Source organism: Leucobacter komagatae (assembly GCF_000834055.1).
GTDB classification, from domain to species: domain Bacteria; phylum Actinomycetota; class Actinomycetes; order Actinomycetales; family Microbacteriaceae; genus Leucobacter; species Leucobacter komagatae_A.
In genome coordinates, this window is record NZ_JXSQ01000006.1 from 131,146 (window position 1) to 146,977 (window position 15,832).

The following is a 15,832-nucleotide window of genomic DNA, read 5'->3' on the forward strand; positions in this document are numbered from 1 at the left end:
CGTCTCGCGCATGAGCGGCGGCCTGATGAACGAGGAGATGCTCGACGGGCTGCTCCTCATGGTGAACCGTCGATTCTTCCCAGGGCTACGACGACTCTTCGCTGCCTGGCGCGCGCACCGCTCAACCGAGCACTAACCAAGCCGCGGCCCCGCGCGAACCCCGATTCCGATTTCGATGCCGGCAAAGAATGCGGGTCGAGCCCTGCGGGCGCAGGTCTGCGCTTCTAGATCTGCTGGTCTACGTCTGCGGGTCTATGTCTGCGGGTGCCCGACGTCTAGGGTCATGTCTCGATCGTCACACAAACCCCGGTCAAATAGGTATCATTTGTGTGAAAAGTACTAACCTGTCTGCACCCAGACACGGCGCCAGCGCGCGTGCCTACACTCGGGTGCAGTGTCACCAGCCGGGCAGCGTTGCCAGGCACCTGCCGACCAACGTTGCTCGGGAGTGGAGAGAACGGAGTAGTGAACAATGAGTCACCTAGACCAGCCAACACCGCAGGCACGGCGAATCCCAGCCTTTACGATCCTCTCTGGCGTGCTGGGGCTCGCGCTGATCGGCACCTCAGCGTTCGCGCTCACCGCGAGCGCGAGCGTAAACGATGCCACGGGCCTCGTTGAGGCAGGCGCAGCGGAGGTTTCTGCTGGCGCTGGAGACCTCACCGCAGGGCTGGAGCAGCTCGCCGACGGAACGGACGAGCTGTTCGACAGCAGCCTGCTCCTCGCGTCCGGTGGCACCCGCCTGTACGCGGGCAGCAGAGAGCTCGCGGACGGCACGGCGCGCCTCCACACCGGAGCCGAGACCGCCAAAGACGGCAGCGAGGAGCTCGCGGACGGTGCTGAACGGGCGGCAGCTGGAACGTCAGAACTGCACGACGGTTCGGCAGAACTCGAAAGCGGTGCTGGCGAGGCGCTCGCTGGGGCGCAACAGCTCGCAGCCGGGAGCGACGAACTCTCGAACGGGTCGCAGCAGTTGTATGCCGGCACCCGCGCCGCCATCGACGGCATCGGGCAGCTCAACCGAGGCGCTCGGGAGCTCGCAGCGGGGAGCACCGAAATCAACGACCGCGTGCAGAACCGCAAGCCAAGGGTGCGCCAACTCAGCCAAGGAGCAGATCAACTCTCAGCCGGACTGGGAGAGTACCTGCCCGGAGTGATCGATATGTCGAACGGGGTACTCCTCCTCGACGCCGGGCTTGTAGACCTCCTTGACGGTATCGACCGCTTTGAGGAGGGGTTCGTTGAGCTCGATGAGGGCGTGGGCGAACTGCACGCCGGCGTCGAGGGCCTTCCCGCCGCAGTCGGGCTCCTCAATTTCCTCCTCGGAGCGGTGACGACCTCCTCTTCGTCGATCCAGACAAGCGTCGACCAGTTGCGCACGGCAACAACGGAGGCTCGCACGAGCGCCGGGACAGCGGCCGGGCAGGTCGGGGCAGCGGCCGCGACGACCGAGGAGCTTTCCGCCCGTCTCGCAACGATCGACCCGGAAGCGCCGCTCGGAGGCGAGCAACTCGCTGAGCTCCAGGCACTCGCCGCCGCAGCGGCGGGCGCCACCAACACCGCACACGCGGAGCAATCTGCTGCGGTCACTGAGATTGCGCGGGCGAATGACATACTCATTGCGGGCGGATGGCAGAGCCTTACCGCACAAATCAAGGACAACATCGACAGGCTCGATCGAGTCAACGAAGACATCATGAAACAACTCGTCCCTGGTGCCACAGAGCTCGTGAAAGGCACCGAACGCCTCATGAAGGGAGTCGCCAGGTTTGGAGAGGGCATCGACGACCTCGTAGACGGTGTTGCCGAGCTGCCAGGCAGCATGAAACTCCTCAGCGATGGGGCCGTTGACCTCATCGAGAACGCCCCGCTGCTCGCTGCCGGTGGCCCGAACCTCGCGGAGGGAATGCGAGAGCTCCTCGAAGAGTTCCTTGAGCTCGCGGACGGGACGGAGCTGACAAGCGCCGGCGCGGGCCAGATCAGTAGAGGGATGCGGGATCTCGCCAGCGGCGGGCAAGAACTCAATGCCGGCGCGCGCGAGCTCGCATCGGGCGCCGGGCGGAGTCCGCGATGGCGCGTACCCCCTTGCCGAAGAGCATCGGGCGAATCAGTGATGGGTCGTCCCGCCTCCACACCGGGCTCGACGAGCTCGCCGAGGGCTCCGTCACAATCAGGGATGGTTCGGAACGCCTCGACGACGGCATCGGCGAGATCCTCGATGGCGCGGAGGAGCTCCGCGACGGGTCGAGAGAGCTGCGCAATGGCGCAGAGACACTCGATGACGGTCTCGGACAGCTTCGGACAGGCTCGCGAACGCTCAACACCGGCGCGCAGGCAGCGTCGACTGGGGCGCAGACACTCAGCGACGGCACCCAGCAGCTCGCCGCCGGGGCGTCCGAGCTCGCCGACGGCGTCGCGCCACTTGCGCCCGGCCGCGTGCTCACCAGCCCTTGGATCCTGCTTGGTGTCGCGGTACTCGTAGCCCTGACAGTTGCGGCGGTGACGCTCGCCGGCCGCTCCCGCCGCGGGCCCGATAGTCCTCCGGAGGACCTGCCATACACGGACACCGACGCATTCTTTGCGAGGCTCAACGCACCCGGCCCCACAAGTCACGAGCCCCCCAAACATCCGCTGCAGTGAGCCCGCCCGCCCGGCCCGGTAGTCTGGGAGGCATGAGCGACCTTCGAGACCCGGGCGATGCGTGGGTGACGGCCGCGGACGGCAACCGCTACTGGGGCAAGTTTGGCGCGGCGGGATTACTCGCCCACGACCGCGAACTCGACGCTATCCTCATGCAGCATCGCGTGAGTTGGAGCGACCACGGCAACACCTGGGGCATCCCCGGCGGCGCACTCAACCAGGGCGAAGCCGCCATCGCCGGCGCCATCCGTGAGTCGCAGGAAGAGGCGGGAGTTCCGGACGACGCAGTGACGCCGCGGTACACACACGTGCTCGAGCGCGGCGGCTGGGCGTACACAACCGTTGTCGCCGATGTGAAGACACCATTCACCCCGGAAATCACCGACCCCGAGAGCCACGCGCTCGAATGGGTTCCGGTCGATGCGGTCGAGGAGAAGGCGCTACACCCAGCGTTCGCTGCGACATGGCAGCTACTGCGGCCGATCGTGCGCCGCACGCCCACCATCTTCGTCGACGCTGCGAATGTCGTCGGCACCGTGCCAGACGGGTGGTGGAAAGACCGCAAGGGATCCACCGAACGGCTCCGCGACCGCATCGAGGCGCACGCCCGCTCGGGGGCTGGAGTGCGTCCCGCATTCTTCGACATGCCGGCCGACCTGCACGGCGGGCTCGTGTTCCCCGACTGGGTATTCATCACGGAGAGCACGGCGCGAGGGATCTCGACGACCGAGAATGTGCGGGTCATCGATGCTCTCACCTCCGGCGACGATGCCATTGTCGCCGAAGCGCAGGCCCTCACCGAGCGCGGCGGCCTCGGGGTGGTTGTCACGAGCGACGCCGAGCTGCGGGTGCGCTGCGCGGCCGTTGGCGTGGAGACCGCGCGCGGTTCCAAGCAGCTGCTCGACCTGCTCGACCGCTCAGAACGGTAGCGCGCTAGGGCGCTAGGGCGCGGAGCGCGGCGAACCCTTCCCCGGGTCACGGGCTGAGCTGCGAACTCCTCACCAGGTCGCGCGCTGCGCTAGTGCTCGACGAGGATGCCGTCTGCGTCGCACCAGACGGTCGCGCCGGGTGTAAATGTGACCCCGCCGAAGCTCACCGGCACGTCGGTCTCCCCGCTGCCGGTTTTGGTGGACTTTGCGGGGTTGGACCCAAGGGCCTTCACGCCGAGCGGCAGCGTGCCGATCGCGACGCGGTCGCGGATTGCGCCGTGAACGATCAGCCCAGCCCACCCATTGTCGGCGCCGAGACCGGCGATGATGTCGCCGACGAGTGCGGTCTCGAGCGATCCACCGCCATCGATGACGAGCACAGCACCGTCGCCCGGCGTCGACAGCACGCTCTTGAGGAGCGCGTTGTCTTGGAAGCACTTCACGGTGCGAACGGTGCCACTAAAGCTCGTGTCGCCACCGCAATCTTGGAACTGTAGCGACACGGACTGGAGCTCGCGGCCCCGCTCGTCGTACAGATCTGCGGTGCTGATGGTATCCATCTGGCTTGGCCTCATTCCTCGGTCGGACACGCAACGGGCTCGGATGATGTGTGCCGTGTTGCGGGCGGCGACTCTGCCGCCGACTCCACGCTACCGCGGGACGGACTTGCGTGGCTACGACCTGTAATGTACAAATGTACATGTACATAAGTACAGGAACGGGGAGCTACAGTGACCGACGCACCACTCACGCCAGGCAAACGCGACCCTGCGCGCAGGCGCCGCGCGATCATCCACGCCGCAACCGAGATCATCGTCGCGGACGGCCCGGCCGCGCTCACCCACAGAGCCGTCGCGGCGCACGCCGGTGTCGCGCTCGGATCCACCACCCAGTACTTCTCCTCCATCGACGAGCTCCGCGAGGCGGCGCTCAACCAGCTCGCAGAGGAAATCGACGAGTCCCTCGCCGCGATCGAGCCCTTTTTCAAGACGCTCAAAACCGATCCGACAGACGCCATCACCGAACTCCTCAAATACCTCGACGATCCGCGAGCCGTCCACGCCGATATCGCACTCATGTCGAGCGGCATCAACACCCCGAGCATGCAAGCACTCGCCCTGCGGTGGAGCAACCACCTCATCGACATGCTCTCTGAACACATCGACCGCGAACGCGCAGAAGCGATCGCCATCTACCTCGACGGGGCCACCATGCACGCCGGTCTCCGCGGCCACCACCCGGGCAGGGAAGCCATCACACGCACGGTCATGGCCCTCGCCGGTCTCCCCATGCCTCCAACCACCACACCAACGACCGAGAACGTCTCGGGGGAACCCAAGGAATAATGAACGACTCACGCGCGACAAGCCAGAGCGCTGGCCAGAGCACAACACCCCAGGCGGCCCCGCCGCACGGCACCAAGGCCCCTGTGAGCCGCGCCCGCCGCTGGGGAGCGCTCGTCGTACTCTCGGCGAGCCTCTTCGTGATCATGATGGACATGACCATCCTGAACATTGCGCTCCCGCGGATGGCCGCCGAGCTGCACCCCACCTCGGATCAGCAGCTCTGGATCATCGACGTCTACGCGCTCGTGCTCGCTGGTTTGCTCGTCTCCTTCGCGGCGCTCGCCGACCGCTGGGGCCGCAAGCGGATGCTCATGCTCGGCTACACCATCTTCGGGCTCGCCTCGCTGCTCGTTCTCTTCGCCAACAGTGCCGAATCGGTCATCATGATCCGCGCGCTGCTCGGCATCGGCGGCGCAATGATCATGCCGACAACGCTCTCCCTCATCCGCGTGCTCTTCACCGATCCACGCGAACGGGCGACGGCGCTGAGCATCTGGGCTGCCGTCTCGGGCCTCGGGGCCGCGGTTGGGCCACTCGTCGGCGGCGTACTCCTCGAGCACTTCTCCTGGCACGCCGCGTTCCTCGTGAACGTGCCGCTGATGGTCGTTGGCGTGATCGCCGGCATCATCGTGCTCCCCGAATCACGGGTGAAGAACCCAGGCCGCTGGGACTTCATCGCAGCGATCCTCTCGCTCGCCGGCATGACGCTCGCCGTCTGGGCAATCAAGAAGTTCGCCGCTGCGGCAACCTTCCTCGTTCCAGCAGCGCTCATCGCGTTCGCGCTGGCCGTAGTGCTGCTCGCCTGGTTCGTGATCCGCTGCCTCCGCAGTAGCGCACCGCTGCTCGAGCTCGCGCTCTTCAAGAACCGGCCGTTCTCCGCCGGCATCATCGCGGCCCTCGGCTCCTCGTTCGCCATGGGAGCGGCGCTGCTGCTCCTGGCACAGTGGATGCAGATCGTCGACGGCGCGACCCCGATCGAGGCCGGCGTGCGCCTCGTCCCCGTCGCGATCGCAGGCGCGATCGCCTCACTCGCCGCTCCCCCGTTCGCGCGGGTCATCGGTGCGCGTGCGGTACTCGCAGGCGGCATCGCGCTCGCCGGCATCGGCATGGTCGCCATCGGAGTCCAGCCGGGCGAGCTCTCCAACGTCACGGTGATCCTCGCGCTCTCGCTCGTCGGCTTCGGCACTGGGTCGCTCGCGATCGGATCCGCGATGATCATGCACGGCACGCCGGAGGAGAAGGCCGGAAGCGCAGGAGCCCTCGAGGAAACCTCGTACGAACTGGGCTCAGTGCTCGGCGTCGCCATCCTCGGATCCATCGCCTCCCTGCTCTACCGCGCTGGCATCTCGGGATCGCCGGAGCTCGCAGGTCTCGGCGCGGAGGGCGCCCAGCAGGCGAACAACTCCCTCGGCGCAGCCGCCGCGATCGCCGAAGAGTTCGGGCTCCCAGAACTCCTCGCGACCGCAAGCGACGCCTTCACCGAGTCGATGCAGACGACAGGGATCATCGGCGGGCTGACCATGCTCGCCATCGCAACGCTCGTCTTCTTCCTCACCCCCAAGGGCACGGACGTGTCCGAGGGCGGCCACTAACAACCATCCGGTACCTGGGTACCAGCCAGCTCGGCACCTGGGCAGGACGCAAGACGCAGACTCGGCCCATACTCTGGATATATCAAGGAAGCGTAGGGAAGAAGGGAACGTCATCATGACCACCGACGCACACACACCGAAGTTCACCGGAGCGGTCGCCCAGATGGACCCCTCAGCTCGCGAGACCGGCTACACCGCACCAGGCGCACCGGGGGCACCGGGGGAACCGGGGCAGGCGTACGCGCCGCAGCAGCCGTACGCGCCACAGTTCGAGGCGCCCCAGGCGCAGCAGCCGGTCAATCCGCAGCTCGCCCCAGGAAAGCACGCCTACGGCTTCTCGATTGCGAGCTTCGTGCTCGGCATCGCGTCGATCATCAGCGGCTGGACGCTCATCGCGCCGGTCGTCGGGCTGGTGCTCGGCTCGATTGCACTCAAGCGCAACACCCCTGAGCGCACACTGGCGCTCTGGGGCGTCTGGCTCAACGCAGCCATTCTCGCGCTGGCGGCACTCGGGATCATCCTCATGATCCTCCTCGCGTCATTCGGTGTCTTCACCGGGGTCGCAAGCGGGGCATTCGCGGCTTTCGCGGCATAGCCCGTAGGCGGCGAGAACGCCCCTCACACCGCGAGCGGGTCCCTTCGGGGGCCCGCTCGCGGCGTTCTCCGGGCCCGCGCACCGCAGGCGGGGGCACGCGCCACCTCGCACTGCCCGGCGCTACCCAGCTACCGCCCGGACCGCTCCTCGGAAACTCCGGCCACTTCGCGTGGCTTCGGCGGCTTCCGCGACCAGTAGCTCGCAAGCATCGCACCCGTGACGTTGTGCCAGACGGAGAAGAGTGCGGCGGGAAGCGCTGCCTCCGGCGTGAAGTGGGTGCGCGCAAGTCCCGCGGCGAGCCCCGAGTTCTGCATGCCCACCTCGAAGGTGACCGCGCGGCGCGCCGCCTCGTCGAGGCCCGCGAGCCGCGCCGCAACGTAGCCGAGGAGCAGCCCGAGCCCGTTGAGCGCCACCACCAGGCCGGCGACGATCAGCCCGGAGGTGAGGATCGTCTCAGCGCTACCAGCGACAACAGCGAGGATCACGAGCGTGATGACGAGCACGGAGACGAGCGGAAGCCAGTCGATGATGCGGTCAACGAGCCCGGGCAGCAGCCGCCTCGTGAGCACGCCGACGATGATCGGGATGATCACGATCTGCACGATCGAGATGAACATGCCGACGGTGTCGACCGCGAGGTAGGAGTTCGCGATCCACAGCACAATGAGCGGGGTGAGTACGGGCGCAACAAGCGTCGACACCGAGGTCATCGCAACCGATAGCGCGACGTCACCCTTCGCGAGATAGACGATCACGTTCGACGCTGTCCCTCCGGGCGCGGCCGCAACAAGGATCACACCGACGGCGATCGCCGCTTCAAGGTTGAACACGCTCACCAGCAAGAGCGCGGCAAGCGGCATGATGATGAACTGGGCGAGCACACCGATGAGCAACGGGATGGGGCGCTTGGCGACGAGCGCGAAGTCCGCCCCACGGAGTGTCATGCCCATGCCCAGCATGATGACCATGAGGAGCGGGTTGATGAACGGTGCAACGGGGAGAAACGCGCCGGGAACGAAGACGGCGACGGCCCCGGCAGCGAGGACGATCACGGGGAACCAGGTCCCCGCGATGCGACTCACGCGTGCGCCGCGCGACTGAGCTGGTGGCTGAGGAACATCATCATTGCTCATGCATCCAGCATTGCACAGTGCTCAGCGGCTCGCACCAGTTCTGCGCGCGTGGCCCTTCGCCCCCGGCTGGCTCACGCGGCTCCGGCTGGCTCACGCGGCCCCGGCTCACGCGGCCCTGGCTCACGCGGCGGATACACCCAGGTCACCAACACCACAGAGATGATCATGAGCAGGAACCACGCGATGAACTTTTGCGGTGACACGAGCTCCCAGCCGTCCATCTGGTGCGGGTAGAGCCAGGCGCCGGCCCACGTGGCGATGTTCTCGGCGATCCAGATGAAGGCTGCGACGCCGGCGAACACGGCGAGCAGCGGCGCCCGCAACGTCACCCGGTATACGCGGAAGTGCATCTGGGTGCGCCACCACACGACGATCACCGCGGCCAACAGCACCCATCGCAAATCGATGATGAAGTGGTGCGAGAAGAAGTTCACGTAGATCAGCGCGGCGATCGCCGTCGTGAGCCAACGCGCAGGATAGCGAGAGAACCGCAGGTCGTGCAGCCGGTACACGCGCACCATATACGAGCCGACTGCCGCGTACATGAATCCGCTGAAGAGCGGGACTGCACCAATCCGCAGGATCCCCTCACCCTCGTACGCCCACGATCCAACATCGGTTTTGAACAGTTCCATTGCGGTGCCGGTGATGTGGAACAGCATGATGACCCACAGCTCGCGCCCGGTCTCCAGCCGGAACGCGAGCAGCAACACCTGAATCACGATCGCGGCGATCGTGAGCGCGTCGTTGCGTGCGAGCACCGCGTCTTCCGGATACCACAGCCGTGCGGCGACAAGCACGACGAGCAGGAGGAACCCGAAGATGCACGCCCAGGCCTGCTTGAGAACGAACACGACGCATTCGACGAGCACGGCACGAACGCCGCGCGCTGGCGCCCCGACGAGCAACCGGTTCGCGGCGCGGTCGATGGCGCGCTCGAGCCCCGTCAGTTCGTGTGGTGGCTCGCTGCGCTGCGCCCTACGCATCCGGAACGCAGCGGAACGTCGCCTCGATCGAGCCGCTGTGCTTCGGCACGCCGCTGAGATCGGGCTCGGGCCCAGGCTCCACGCCCGCAAGATCGACGAGCGCGACGCTGTCAGACTTCGCTGACACCACGTACTCGACCGAGCCGTCGTCGGCGGCGGCGGATCGCACGTCGGCACTGTCGGACTCGAAGTGCAGCAGCGACTTCTCGTCGAACAGGGCGACCTCGATCTGGCCCGGCTCGCCCTCGCTCACCGACAGTTGGTAGAACGGCTCGTCGGTGAACTGCAGACCGAATGCGCCGCCACCTGGAATGCACGCGATGTCTTTCGGCGTGAACGATTCCTTCGCGGTGGATCCGTCAGCCTCGTACGTGATCGTGACCGTCGAACTGCTCTGTGCGCAGCCCATAAGCAGCGCCGCTCCTGCGCACGCACCGGCTGCGACCAGCAGGGTGCGCGCGAACCCGCGCGAGCCCCTCATCGCTGCCACACTCCGCTGCGCCGGCGGTCAAAGTCAGTGAGGGCTGTTGCCGAAGAGCGAGCCTCAGAGGCCGCGCTCTTCGCGAGCGCCCGCAGCGTGTTCAGAGACGTCTGGGCGCGATTCATCGCAAGCCCAAAGGCGAGCCGCGCCTCTCCGTTCCACTGCCCCTGCAGTGTGGCCGTTCGCGCCTCGAGCTGGTCGAGCGTCGCCTGCATGAGCACGAGCTCGCGCTCGATGTTCTCGATCGCGCCGTGCGTTGCTGCGCTCTTCACACTTATCGCCATCGCAGGTCTCCATTTCGTGTGTCGCCGGGCTCGGCACCGCCGCGAACCTCAGGGCGCACCGGGAAGAGGGTCGTGTCGAGCAGTGCCTCCGGGGGCTGCTCCCCGCGCAGCACCGCTGTAAGGGTGCGCTTCGCTTCCGCTGTGATGTCTGGGTTGGCGCTCGCCTGCTGGAGTTCCTCCCGCAGCATTCGCATGATCTGTGCGCTTGGCGGAATCGACTCGAAAACGCGATGCTCGCGGGCGTCGGCCTCACGGTCTTGCGAGCGGAACATCGCCGCGATCTGGGCCTCGTCGAAGTCTTTCACGAGGTCTCCGCCATCACCGGAACGTGCAGCTTCGATGTGAAGTCGTCCATCGACGTCGTAAGACCCCGAATCACGCTCAGCCCCTGCTTGATCGTCTGCAGCTTCTGCACGTGGTCGTTGATCTTGCTCCAGAGTCGCCACGCGTTGAGCATCGCTGCCCCGGCTGCCGTCTTACTCAGCACCTCCGTGAACGGGTTCTTACCGCCAGCGGCGAGAGTGATCGCCGCGATCACCACGGAGTCTCTGAAGCCGTCAATCACGCCGGCAACGACCTCCGCGGCGTCCTTCACTGCGTCGCAGTACTCGTTGATCGCCGTGGCCGCCTTCGCTGCGCCGTCACGGGCCCCGGCAATGCCGGCGAGCATTTCGTCGAAGTAGGCGCTCGCGCTGTTTGCCGAGTGCCCCTGCCAGTACACGAGCACTGCGCCGACGTTGGAAGTCATTGCGGAGTGGGCATCGCCGAGAAACTTCGACGTTCCCTGCAACCGGGCAGCGTGGGCGCGGAGCGCACCCCAGTCGCCGCCGAAGCCGGAGAGCACCGTCTCACGGAAGCTTGTCGCACCGATGTGCTCAAGCACAACGGACACCCACTCCGACGGGCTCGCGAGATCTCCAGGCAGGAGCCGCTTCGTGAAGTCGGAGGCACCGTCGAAGGCGCCGGGGCCAGCGTCGAGATAGAAGCGTGCACCGCCGCCGGTGTTCGGCAGGTACAGCGGTGCGTCAACAGAGTCCCACCGATCTGACTCCGGCGCGAGGGTCCCAGACCCCTTGCCGTAGCTGCCACCACCGTACGGGTCGAAACCGTTGTACTCCGTCGGCGAATACTTGTCGATCCGCGCGGCCTGGGCGAGATCGATCGTGCGCCCCTCGCGCGCGACATCCCGCAGCTCGGCAGCGACCCCGGCAATTACGTTTTGCATATGCGCGATCCACTTGAGCACCCCGGTGTGCATCTCGCCGAAGCGACCAATCGCGTAGTTGAAAATCTCGGCGTTGTCAGAGGTGTACGGCACGATGAGTTTGAGTTCGTCGTTCATCCCGGCGAGGGCGCCCTGCCACTGTTCAAAGCCGCCAGCCTGCTGTTCAAGACCGGCGGGAAGCAGCCAGAAATCGTTGGGATTCGAACCGGTCATTCGCTGCCCTCCGGGTCACAGGTCATGGTGAATGAGGCGGTGGCTTCGACCTGCTCGAAACTCGTGAGGTCACTCTGCGAGACTCGCCCGCCGGCCAGGTCCCCGGCCGGGGCAACCCAGGCATCACCACTCGCGTCATTGGCCCAAACGGTGTCGCCCGTCGCCGTTTCCGTGCGCACGACCTCGCCCGCACCCTGAAAGCTCACGGCGAACTCGCCCGTCGCCCACGCCATGATGCTCGCCTGCTCGCCGCCATCTTTCGCGGCGCTGACGCCCGCGTCGGTGAGCGGATCAGACGAGGTGAACATGTGAGTCGGGCCCGCATCACAGAAGCTTCTGTCGGGGGTGCCAGACACCGTGTGCTCGACGCCCTCCAGCTCGAAGGTGATTTCCACGAGCGGGGCGGGCCCAACCGCGGGTTCCGTCTTCGACTTCGCCTTCGCCGACTGCTCAGACTGCTCCGACTGATCGGCAGACCCGGGCGTCTCGCCGCCAGCCTGTGGCGCACACCCCATGAGAGCGAGCGCGCCGACGCACGCCAGCCCGATAGCCGAAACTCTCGCCGAGGTTGTGCTGATCATAGTGTCGCCAGTGTACTGACTGGGGCTGAGGCATAGGTGTGCTGTCTCGCAGGAATGCTGAGCGCCCCGCGACGGCAGCCACGACTCAACTCCATGTCAGTTTGCGCCACGAAACGGAACCAAAACAGCGACTTCGCGGGGCAAAGTGACATGAAGTTCGCGGGGGGGGCCACGGAGCCGGCGCGGGAGCCCCGCGCGCGCCGTCGCGGCAGCCCACGCCGCGGCCCGCGGCGCAGCGCGCGCCGGAGCATCCCCGGCAGCCGGAAAGGGCTGCCGGGGAGGCCGCAACCGTCTAGCGGCGCTCCCGCTTCTCGCGGACGCGCACGTTGATCTGGATCGGCGTGCCCTCGAAACCGTAGGTTTCGCGCAGGCGGCGCTGGATGAATCGGCGGTAGCCGGGATCCAGGAAGCCGGAGGTGAACAGCACGAACGTCGGCGGGCGGTTCTGCACCTGCGTGCCGAACAGCACGCGTGGCTGCTTGCCACCGCGCAGCGGGTGCGGGTGCTCCTGCACGAGCTCTGCGAGGAACGCGTTGAACTTCGCGGTCGGAACGCGGGTATCCCACGATTCGAGCGCCGCGTCGAGCGCGGGAACGAGCTTCTCGAGGTGGCGCCCGGTGCGGGCCGAAATGTTTACGCGCGGAGCCCAGTCGACGTGCGCGAGGTCCTGCTCGATTTCACGCTCCAGGTACCGGCGGCGCTCATCGTCAAGCATGTCCCACTTGTTGAACGCGAGCACCAGCGCACGACCCGATTCGAGCACGAGGTCGATGATGCGCAGGTCCTGGTCGCTGATCTCCTGCGTGACGTCGATCAGCACGACGGCGACCTCAGCCTTTTCGAGGGCTGCTGAGGTGCGGAGCGTCGCGTAGAAGTCGGCGCCCTTCTGCAGGTGCACGCGGCGGCGGATACCGGCGGTGTCGACAAAGGTCCACACGCGGCCAGCGATCTCCACCTGCTCGTCAACCGGGTCGCGGGTGGTGCCAGCGATCTCGTTCACGACAACGCGCTCTTCACCGGCAGCCTTGTTCAGCAAGCTCGACTTGCCAACGTTCGGGCGGCCAAGCAGCGCGACGCGGCGCGGGCCCGCGAGCTTGGGCTGTGCGACAGCCGAAACCTCGGGGAGCGTCTTCATGACGTCGTCAAGCAGGTCGGCGACGCCGCGACCGTGCAGTGCAGACACCGCGCGGGGCTCACCGAGCCCGAGCGACCACAGTGCTGCGACCTCGGGGTCGAGCACTGAATCGTCCACCTTGTTCGCGACGAGGAACACTGGCTTGTTCGAACGGCGCAGCATCTGCACGACGCGCTCGTCGGTCGCGGTCGCGCCGACGCGCGAGTCCACAACGAACAGCACGACGTCACACAGCTCGATCGCTACCTCGGCCTGCAGCGCGACGGACGCGTCGATGCCGCGGGCGTCAGGCTCCCACCCGCCCGTGTCGACCAGCGAGAAGCGCCTGTCGTTCCACAGCGCAGGGTAGGTCACGCGGTCGCGTGTGACACCTGGGATGTCCTCAACGACGGCCTCGCGCCGGCCAAGGATACGGTTCACGAGCGCGGACTTGCCGACGTTCGGGCGACCGACAATGGCGACGACGGGGAATGCCTCGAGGCTCGGCTCGGCGAAGCCGATGAACTCGCCGTCCGCTGTGAGGATGTCGCGGTCGTCGTCTTCAAGCTCGAACGCGTCGAGGGTTGAGCGCATCGAGCGCAGTCGCTCCTCGTCGGTCACCTCGCCGTCGAAGTCGGCGTCTGCTGCGCCCTGGGCACCATCGAAGTCGGCGGTCTCTTCAGCTACGCCCTCGCCCGAAATAATCTCGCTCGGGTCGATCTTCGAGAGATCAAATTCTTGTTCTTCGTTCATCTCTGTTCCTTGTCGTTCGATGGGCGGGCCCTGCGGGCCTCGTCGACGGTGTCGATCACAGCTTGGATCGACTGCCCAAAGTTCATGTCGCTCGTGTCGATGAGCGTGACCCCAGGGGCTGGGGTGAGGAAATTGACGACTGCGGCGTCCTTCGCGTCGCGCGCCATAATGTCTGCGAGGACCTGCTCGTGGCTCTCGCCAACGAGTTCGCCAGCTCGCCGTGTCGCCCGCACCTCTGGCGATGCGGTCATGAGGATCCGCACGGGTGCGTCCGGCGCGACAACGGTGGTGATGTCGCGCCCCTCAATGACCACGCCGGGGAGTCCAGATGCTGCGACGATCTCGCGGAACATGTTGTTCAAGCGCACCCGAACGTCGGGGTGCTTCGAGATGCGGCTCACCTGGGCAGAGATCTCCGGGGTGCGGATCACCGCTGACACGTCGTGTGCTTCTGTCCCGCCAGGCAGCGTGACCTGGACGCGCTGCTCGCCGCGCAGCGAGATCGTGTAGATCCACTCGTCGAGCAGGGCGAGCACGGCTGGCTCGGAGTCCGGGTCGACCGCGGTCTCCCTGCATGCCCACGCGAGCGCGCGGTATGCGGCGCCGGTGTCGAGTATCCCGAAGTCCATCTGCTCGGCCGCGGCGCGCGAGACGCTCGACTTTCCGCTGCCTGCGGGTCCGTCGATCGCGACAAGGATGGGGTCGAGTGTTTCGGGGGTCGTGCCCATCACAGTGTTCTCCATCCGCGCTCGGTCAAGTCAACGACCGCTCGTTCGGCGGCCTCGGGCAGCACGGCGATCTCCGCAAAGCCAATCTGTGCGCCAGGCGAGTGCTCAAGGCGCAAGTCTTCCATGTTAATACCGAGTTCTCCGAGTTCGGTGAGCAGCCGCCCGAGTTCGCCCGGCGTATCGTCAATGAGCACGGTGATGGTGACGAATCGTTCAGACGATCCGTGCTTGCCTGGGATCCTTCCGACGCCGCGGGAGCCAGCGGCGAGGAGGTCGGCGACGCTGCGCTTCGCACCGGGGGCGTCGACGTCACGGAGCGCGTCAGTGAAGGTGGCAAGGTCTGCTGCGAACGCGTCGAGCAGCTCGATGACGGGGCCGCGGTTTGCGCCGAGGATCTGCACCCAGAGCTCCGGGTCGCTCGCGGCGATGCGGGTGGTGTCGCGCAGCCCTCCCCCAGCAAGATCTATGGCCTGCTCGGCTGCCGGCACGAGTCTCGCGGCGAGCAGGCTCGACACGACCTGCGGCAGGTGCGAGACGAGCCCAACGGAGCGGTCGTGTTCGGCGGGGGTCATCTCAACGAGTACGCCGCCGAGGTCGAGCGCGATGGCTTCGACGAGGGCGAGCGCTCCGGCAGGGGTGTCGCTGTCGCGGCAGATCACCCACGGGCGTGCGGTGAAGAGGTCTGCTCGCGCCATGATGGCGCCACCGCGCTCGCGGCCCGCCATGGGGTGGGAGCCGACGTAGTTTTTGAGTGGCACCCCGCGCCTGACGAGTTCAAGGTACGGGGCAAGTTTGACGCTTGCAACGTCGGTGACGACGGCGTCGGGGAACGCTGCGAGCGCGCGCTCGACGGCGTCTGCCGTGACGTCTGGCGGGGTGGCTACGACGACGACGGCTGGTTCCGGGTCGCTCTCTTCCCTGACGCGTCCGGCCCCGTAGTCTGCGGCGAGCGCAACCGCGGTCGGTGAGACATCCTCGAGCGTGACGTCGACGCCGCGCTCGCGGAGACCGAGTCCGACGCTTGCGCCGAGGAGTCCGGCGCCCACGACGTGCACGGTGCCGCGGACGCGGGATTCAAGTTCATTCATCGCGGGTGGGGTCTCCGTTCGGGGCGCTGCGGGCGCGAAGCGTGCGCCTGGAGATGAAACTCCCTTGATTTTAGCGGGTTTTCCGGGCAGTTGCCTCGCTGCTGTCGCTGGGCCGTTTCGGGGCGGAGTCACGGGTATGCCGAG

17 protein-coding genes and 1 pseudogene are annotated in these 15,832 nt (G+C 66.7%); 7 read left to right on the forward strand and 11 right to left on the reverse strand.

What is annotated here, in order from left to right; translation table 11 throughout:
* Nucleotides 1-10: 10 nt before the first annotated feature.
* The 4 genes and pseudogenes from SD72_RS18455 to SD72_RS06750 all read left to right on the forward strand — a co-directional run bounded on the left by SD72_RS18455 (nt 11) and on the right by SD72_RS06750 (nt 3,569).
* On the forward strand, nt 11-136 hold the full coding sequence (locus SD72_RS18455) for a hypothetical protein (RefSeq protein ID WP_269745568.1): 126 nt from the start codon (nt 11-13) through the stop codon (nt 134-136).
* A 336-nt stretch (nt 137-472) separates the two neighbouring features.
* Nucleotides 473-976 (forward strand): annotated as a pseudogene (locus SD72_RS18690) (hypothetical protein); the annotation flags it as partial.
* A gap of 1,094 nt (nt 977-2,070) precedes the next feature.
* On the forward strand, nt 2,071-2,640 hold the full coding sequence (locus SD72_RS18695; RefSeq protein ID WP_420038419.1) for a hypothetical protein: 570 nt from the start codon (nt 2,071-2,073) through the stop codon (nt 2,638-2,640).
* Between the two features lie 32 nt (nt 2,641-2,672).
* A complete protein-coding gene (locus tag SD72_RS06750) occupies nt 2,673-3,569 on the forward strand; it encodes an NUDIX domain-containing protein (protein ID WP_042543659.1) in 897 nt (298 codons plus the stop codon).
* Nucleotides 3,570-3,658: 89 nt separating this feature from the next.
* On the opposite strand, the gene rraA is transcribed toward SD72_RS06750, so the two are convergent.
* Nucleotides 3,659-4,129, reverse strand: a complete 471-nt coding sequence (gene rraA / locus SD72_RS06755) for a ribonuclease E activity regulator RraA (RefSeq protein ID WP_042543660.1) — start codon at nt 4,127-4,129, stop codon at nt 3,659-3,661.
* Nucleotides 4,130-4,300: 171 nt separating this feature from the next.
* On the opposite strand from rraA, the gene SD72_RS06760 reads away from it, so the two are divergent.
* The 3 genes from SD72_RS06760 to SD72_RS18190 all read left to right on the forward strand — a co-directional run bounded on the left by SD72_RS06760 (nt 4,301) and on the right by SD72_RS18190 (nt 7,102).
* Nucleotides 4,301-4,915, forward strand: coding sequence for a TetR/AcrR family transcriptional regulator (locus SD72_RS06760; protein WP_042543661.1), 615 nt, complete (start codon nt 4,301-4,303; stop codon nt 4,913-4,915).
* The gene (locus SD72_RS06765) at nt 4,915-6,507 is read left to right on the forward strand and encodes an MFS transporter (protein ID WP_042543662.1); all 1,593 of its coding nucleotides are present in this window, start codon (nt 4,915-4,917) and stop codon (nt 6,505-6,507) included. The genes SD72_RS06760 and SD72_RS06765 overlap by 1 nt, the downstream gene beginning before the upstream one ends.
* A 115-nt stretch (nt 6,508-6,622) precedes the next feature.
* Entirely contained in the window at nt 6,623-7,102 is a 480-nt protein-coding gene (locus tag SD72_RS18190) for a hypothetical protein (protein ID WP_232299667.1), read from the forward strand.
* Between the two features lie 128 nt (nt 7,103-7,230).
* Here SD72_RS18190 and SD72_RS06775 read toward each other — a convergent pair whose 3' ends face one another.
* From SD72_RS06775 to SD72_RS06820, 10 genes are all read right to left on the reverse strand, one after another.
* Nucleotides 7,231-8,235, reverse strand: a complete 1,005-nt coding sequence (locus SD72_RS06775; protein WP_042543663.1) for a bile acid:sodium symporter family protein — start codon at nt 8,233-8,235, stop codon at nt 7,231-7,233.
* A gap of 71 nt (nt 8,236-8,306) precedes the next feature.
* Nucleotides 8,307-9,221, reverse strand: a complete 915-nt coding sequence (locus SD72_RS06780; protein ID WP_042543664.1) for a DUF817 domain-containing protein — start codon at nt 9,219-9,221, stop codon at nt 8,307-8,309.
* A complete protein-coding gene (locus tag SD72_RS06785) occupies nt 9,214-9,702 on the reverse strand; it encodes a hypothetical protein (protein WP_157000492.1) in 489 nt (162 codons plus the stop codon). Before SD72_RS06785 ends, SD72_RS06780 begins: the two co-directional genes overlap by 8 nt.
* Complete coding sequence (locus SD72_RS06790; protein WP_084766860.1) at nt 9,699-9,986, reverse strand: WXG100 family type VII secretion target; 288 nt, start codon at nt 9,984-9,986, stop codon at nt 9,699-9,701. Before SD72_RS06790 ends, SD72_RS06785 begins: the two co-directional genes overlap by 4 nt.
* Complete coding sequence (locus SD72_RS06795; RefSeq protein WP_042543667.1) at nt 9,977-10,291, reverse strand: hypothetical protein; 315 nt, start codon at nt 10,289-10,291, stop codon at nt 9,977-9,979. The genes SD72_RS06790 and SD72_RS06795 overlap by 10 nt, the downstream gene beginning before the upstream one ends.
* Nucleotides 10,288-11,424, reverse strand: a complete 1,137-nt coding sequence (locus SD72_RS06800) for a WXG100 family type VII secretion target (RefSeq protein WP_042543668.1) — start codon at nt 11,422-11,424, stop codon at nt 10,288-10,290. The genes SD72_RS06795 and SD72_RS06800 overlap by 4 nt, the downstream gene beginning before the upstream one ends.
* Entirely contained in the window at nt 11,421-12,005 is a 585-nt protein-coding gene (locus SD72_RS06805) for a hypothetical protein (RefSeq protein ID WP_042543669.1), read from the reverse strand. Before SD72_RS06805 ends, SD72_RS06800 begins: the two co-directional genes overlap by 4 nt.
* 292 nt (nt 12,006-12,297) lie before the next feature.
* Entirely contained in the window at nt 12,298-13,713 is a 1,416-nt protein-coding gene (der, locus tag SD72_RS06810; protein ID WP_232299672.1) for a ribosome biogenesis GTPase Der, read from the reverse strand.
* A gap of 155 nt (nt 13,714-13,868) precedes the next feature.
* Nucleotides 13,869-14,600: a (d)CMP kinase gene (cmk, locus tag SD72_RS06815; RefSeq protein WP_042543670.1), complete on the reverse strand. Its 732-nt coding sequence runs from the start codon at nt 14,598-14,600 to the stop codon at nt 13,869-13,871.
* A complete protein-coding gene (locus SD72_RS06820; protein ID WP_042543671.1) occupies nt 14,600-15,688 on the reverse strand; it encodes a prephenate dehydrogenase in 1,089 nt (362 codons plus the stop codon). The genes cmk and SD72_RS06820 overlap by 1 nt, the downstream gene beginning before the upstream one ends.
* Nucleotides 15,689-15,832: the final 144 nt, after the last annotated feature.

Excerpts from the sequence above, each read along its gene's own strand:
- SD72_RS18695 (WP_420038419.1), top strand. The coding sequence starts at position 2,071 with ATGGCGCGTACCCCCTTGCCGAAGAGCATCGGGCGAATCAGTGATGGG.
- SD72_RS06775 (WP_042543663.1), bottom strand. The coding sequence starts at position 8,235 with ATGAGCAATGATGATGTTCCTCAGCCACCAGCTCAGTCGCGCGGCGCA.
- SD72_RS06765 (WP_042543662.1), top strand. The coding sequence starts at position 4,915 with ATGAACGACTCACGCGCGACAAGCCAGAGCGCTGGCCAGAGCACAACA.
- rraA (WP_042543660.1), bottom strand. The coding sequence starts at position 4,129 with ATGGATACCATCAGCACCGCAGATCTGTACGACGAGCGGGGCCGCGAG.
- SD72_RS06800 (WP_042543668.1), bottom strand. The coding sequence starts at position 11,424 with ATGACCGGTTCGAATCCCAACGATTTCTGGCTGCTTCCCGCCGGTCTT.
- SD72_RS18190 (WP_232299667.1), top strand. The coding sequence starts at position 6,623 with ATGACCACCGACGCACACACACCGAAGTTCACCGGAGCGGTCGCCCAG.
- SD72_RS18455 (WP_269745568.1), top strand. The coding sequence starts at position 11 with ATGAGCGGCGGCCTGATGAACGAGGAGATGCTCGACGGGCTGCTCCTC.
- SD72_RS06790 (WP_084766860.1), bottom strand. The coding sequence starts at position 9,986 with ATGGCGATAAGTGTGAAGAGCGCAGCAACGCACGGCGCGATCGAGAAC.
- SD72_RS06780 (WP_042543664.1), bottom strand. The coding sequence starts at position 9,221 with ATGCGTAGGGCGCAGCGCAGCGAGCCACCACACGAACTGACGGGGCTC.
- SD72_RS06805 (WP_042543669.1), bottom strand. The coding sequence starts at position 12,005 with ATGATCAGCACAACCTCGGCGAGAGTTTCGGCTATCGGGCTGGCGTGC.
- cmk (WP_042543670.1), bottom strand. The coding sequence starts at position 14,600 with ATGGGCACGACCCCCGAAACACTCGACCCCATCCTTGTCGCGATCGAC.
- SD72_RS06785 (WP_157000492.1), bottom strand. The coding sequence starts at position 9,702 with ATGAGGGGCTCGCGCGGGTTCGCGCGCACCCTGCTGGTCGCAGCCGGT.
- der (WP_232299672.1), bottom strand. The coding sequence starts at position 13,713 with ATGCGCTCAACCCTCGACGCGTTCGAGCTTGAAGACGACGACCGCGAC.
- SD72_RS06750 (WP_042543659.1), top strand. The coding sequence starts at position 2,673 with ATGAGCGACCTTCGAGACCCGGGCGATGCGTGGGTGACGGCCGCGGAC.
- SD72_RS06820 (WP_042543671.1), bottom strand. The coding sequence starts at position 15,688 with ATGAATGAACTTGAATCCCGCGTCCGCGGCACCGTGCACGTCGTGGGC.